A 4,111-nucleotide genomic window follows, 5' to 3' on the forward strand; every position below is an offset into this window, starting at 1 on the left:
CAGGATGCAGGCCGCCAAGGCAGCGTAAGTGGATAATTGTCCAACCTTCGGGGGGCATACCACTCCAGCGTGGGCACGCAGTTCTGGACGCTCCGCGTCCGATCTTTCTCAAAGACTTCCGTATCGGCACGCTGATCAATACACATCCCGCCGATAACGTCCTTGCTCGATCAGCTCACTGACTCTCTGCTCTCCCAGCACATCCTTCAAAACCTGATCCACCCCCGCCGCCATACCGATCAGGCTGCCACAAATATAGATCGCGGCACCGTCGTCCAGCCATTTTTGCAGTTCATCAGCCGCATCACGCAAGCGATCCTGCACGTAGATTTTCTCAGCCTGGTCACGTGAGAAGGCAAGATCCAGTCTATTCAGATGACCAGCCTCCAGCCAGTCCTCCAGTTCGTTACCACAATGAAAATCGTGGGCGCGGTTACGTTCGCCGAATAGCAGCCAGTTGCGCATCTGCCCTTGAGCGATGCGAGACTTGAGCAGACTGCGCAAACCGGCCAGCCCCGTACCATTGCCCAGCAAGATCAGCGGGACGGAATCGACAGGCAAATGAAAACTGCTGTTGCGGCGCAAACGCAGACTGATCGCGCTGTCGAGGTCGGCATGAGTGGTCAGCCAGCCGGAGCCCAGCCCCAGACTGCCGTCAGGATGAACCTCCTGACGCACGATGAGTTGCAGACGTCCGTCTTCCGGAATCGAAGCGATCGAATATTCACGAGCAGATACCGGCGCCAGCGCGTCGATCAGCGCCTGCGCGTGCAGGCCCACCAGATGCGCACGATTGTGCGGCAGTTGGCGGGTTGCCAGCGCCTGACTGAGCGGCTCCTGCAAGCCATCCACGGTTACCGGCGTGGCAGGATCGACACCCAGCCCGGCGAGAAAGGGTTCAATGACCTGCGCCGCATTGCGCGGCATCACCTCGACCAGATCCCCCGCCTGCCAGCTCGCTGACGTCGACGCTGTCAGGTCCAGCAGGTAAACCTTCGAACCACTGCTGCCCGGGTTCAAATGCTCGCGCCGCGCCAGCGTCCAGTTCTCGAACACCGGTGCCTGCCAGTGCGTTGAAGGCACGGAGCCAGTCAATTGTCCCAACTGCTGCTGCCAGTGTTGCAGGGCTGCTGGATCAGCGCTGTCCACTTCAACAGGCGGGAACAACGTGCGCCCGCCACGCTCAGCCAACCAGCCATGCAAACGATGGGCAAAACCGCAGAAATGCGGGTATTGACGATCGCCCAGGGCCAGAACGGCGTAATCGAGCTGCTTCAGTTCCAACGGACGACCCAGCAACTTAAGCTCGAAACCCCGCGCGCTATCGGGCGCCTCGCCCTCACCAAAGGTGCTGACGACGAACAGCGCCTTACGACTCTGACTGAAATCCTCTTCGGTCAAATCGCCCAGCCGCTTCACGCGCACAGACACTCCTGAAGCCTGCAACTGGCCAGCAGCCTGCCAGGCCAACTGCTCGGCAAAACCGCTCTGGCTGGCGAAACCAATCAGCCAGGAAGCAGCATCATCTGCCCCTTCACTCTGAACCTCGCCGCGCGCACTTCTTACAGCACGCTGCTTGCGACGTCGATCCAGGTACAACAACCAGCCAGTGATAAAGAACAGCGGCATCATCAACGATGCTGCCGTCATGATGAGCCGGCCGACGAGGCCGAAATAGCTACCAACATGCAGCGCATAGTTGCTGGCCAGCAATTGCGCGCCGAAACTGCGCTCTGCATAGCGTGAAACCGAGCTGACCTGACCGTTGGCCGGGTCAAGCGTGATGCTGCTCAAAGCCCGTGGATGAGGTGAGTCCTTGAGCAGGTAGAACACCGTGGCCGGTTGGCCGCCAGAAGCAGGCAAACGCAAGTTATAAGCACGTAGTTCAGGCCCGGCGGTTTTCTGCACACTGTCCCAGATGGCAGCATAATCAACCAGCAACGGCGCGGATTGGCTGGAAGGGGCCACAGGGGCTTTGCGCTGAACAGGCAGCGAATCTCCCAGCAGCCTGTTCAGACCATTGCTCACCCAGTCATAAGACCAGTTAAGGCCCGTGATCGCGAACAGCAGGTAGAACAACAGGCACCAGGTACCAAACACCGAATGCAGGTCCCAGTTGAAACTGCGGCCCTTTTTAGCCCAGTCCATCATCAGCCAGACACGCCAGTTCAGCGCGTTGCGAGGCCAACGCAGGTAGAGCCCGGACAGGCAGAAGAACACCAGAACCAGCGTGCAGGCCGCAGTGATCTGCTTACCCACCTCACCGGCAGCCAGATAACGATGCAGTTGCAGGACAAAGTCGAAAAAGCCCTCACCCATCGCGTCGCCTTTCAGCTCGCCTGTATAGGGATCGAAATTGCGTTTGGGACCGCGCCGTTCGCCCGGCTTCGGGGTGAAATACACCTGAGCGGCACGATTGCCCAGCGTATCGACACGCAGCATAGCGACGGTCAGCCCGGTCGCTGCCTCCAGCCTGTGAACAAGCTCAATAGGCGGCAAGGTAGCCGTACGCTCATGCACGAGCAGAACGTCTGGGTTCAGAACATCAAGAATTTCGTCTTCGAACGAATACAGCGCGCCGGTAATCCCCATGAGGGTCAGCACCAGACCTGCCGTGATCCCAAAGAACCAGTGCAGTTGAAACAGGACTTTCTTCAACGCCGACGCTCTCCCCTCTGCAGGCTGCGGCGCGCAGTATGCTCCAACCGCGACGCATTCTCATCTTAAAATCGAGGTAACGTGGGTTTCCCTGTTCATTCGTGCCGCTGACGGGAACAAAACATCTTTATTAAAAGCATTGAATTTATACATGTACCACCTCTGTAAAAAAGGGCAGCCGCCCACGGCAGACTGGCTGTAAAGAGTCATTTATCTTACATCTTTAATCCATGTTTATGCTTTGACGCCCTCACCCATAAACACTAACCTTTTTCAACACGAGAACATTAACGTGTTGAGGAGATCAACATCTGTTCTCCCAGTGGAAATAAGGACATACCCATGAACCCAATGTTTTACAACGTCATGCAGGCGTTACCTTTATCCGGAGACCTGAAGGCGGATGAGGCGATAAAAACGGCCGAACTGTTCAGTACTATGTCGTCTGCCAATGATAAGCACGTCACCCGTGCACCCGGTTTGATTCTGACCAAAGAGCAGATTATCAATCTCAAGAAATATGAATTGGCGGGCCTCGCCCTGCCCGTTGAGCTGGAGGACGTCATTGTTTATCTCGGCTATTCAAAAGGCGCCGGTGCAGGGCTTGAACCTGAAGACTTCATGAAAAGTTTCAACCTTATCCACCGGCATGCGCGTCGCTGGAGTCCTCTGCGCACCGACCTTCTGGGCATCGGCAGCAAACTGAAGGTCTTCGCAGGCAAGATGCTGGTGTACGGCCAGAGCATGGAGGAGATCAACGGCGACGTCAGGGCCGGGAAAATCGTTGACCATCATCAGATCAAGACACTGGAGGATGTAACACGCTTGAGTCTTGAACTGGGCAAGGACTTCCCGGGCATCGAGCTGGATGAAAACGATAAGGAGATCACCCAGGAAATCGGCTCCCACCTCACCGATATACTGGACTTGATTGCAGCCAATCTGGCCGATGCCCAAACCATCAAGAAGGAACTGGATCAGTTTGGCCTGGACCTGTCGCTGCATGTCGGGCCCGAGATACAGCGCAAAATGGTTGCCATCGACAACAGTTCACTGCCGGCCGACGTGGCGAAGCTGAACCTGGATATCGAACAGCGCGCAAAGGATATCGATGAAAAGAACAAAGAATACAAGGCGGTGGTGCAGCAATCGTTGAATTCGGTCAGTAGTTTGAACATTGTGGGCCTGGCATTGGGCATTTATTTTGGCGTAGAAGCCGAACATGTCAGTTACGCACGCAATGAGTTAATGACGCAACAATCCGCCGACATAGATAACTTGCAAGACAAGAATACTATTCTGGGCTCATTAAGCAGGGTAAAGTTTAATTTGCAGAACCTGGCGACGATTGTAGTCGATGCCGACGTGGCCACTAAAAACGGGAGTATCAGTTTTTTTGTGTTCGGGCTGGTTAGGGCCTGCCGTCAGGCAGGCCCTTGTTTTACCAGCTCGG

The 4,111-nt window shown here is 56.0% G+C and carries 2 protein-coding genes; one reads left to right on the forward strand and one right to left on the reverse strand.

Annotation, left to right across the window (positions count from 1 at the left end):
• Nucleotides 1-135: 135 nt before the first annotated feature.
• Entirely contained in the window at nucleotides 136-2,658 is a 2,523-nt protein-coding gene (locus tag AO277_RS11400) for a PepSY domain-containing protein (RefSeq protein WP_044319172.1), read from the reverse strand.
• 342 nt (nucleotides 2,659-3,000) lie between these two features.
• On the opposite strand from AO277_RS11400, the gene AO277_RS11405 reads away from it, so the two are divergent.
• Nucleotides 3,001-4,111: alpha-xenorhabdolysin family binary toxin subunit A (locus tag AO277_RS11405; protein ID WP_257214218.1), on the forward strand; the 1,111-nt coding region annotated here is incomplete at its 3' end.

The sequence above is a fragment of the Pseudomonas amygdali genome (assembly GCF_002699855.1).
Lineage (GTDB): Bacteria > Pseudomonadota > Gammaproteobacteria > Pseudomonadales > Pseudomonadaceae > Aquipseudomonas > Aquipseudomonas amygdali.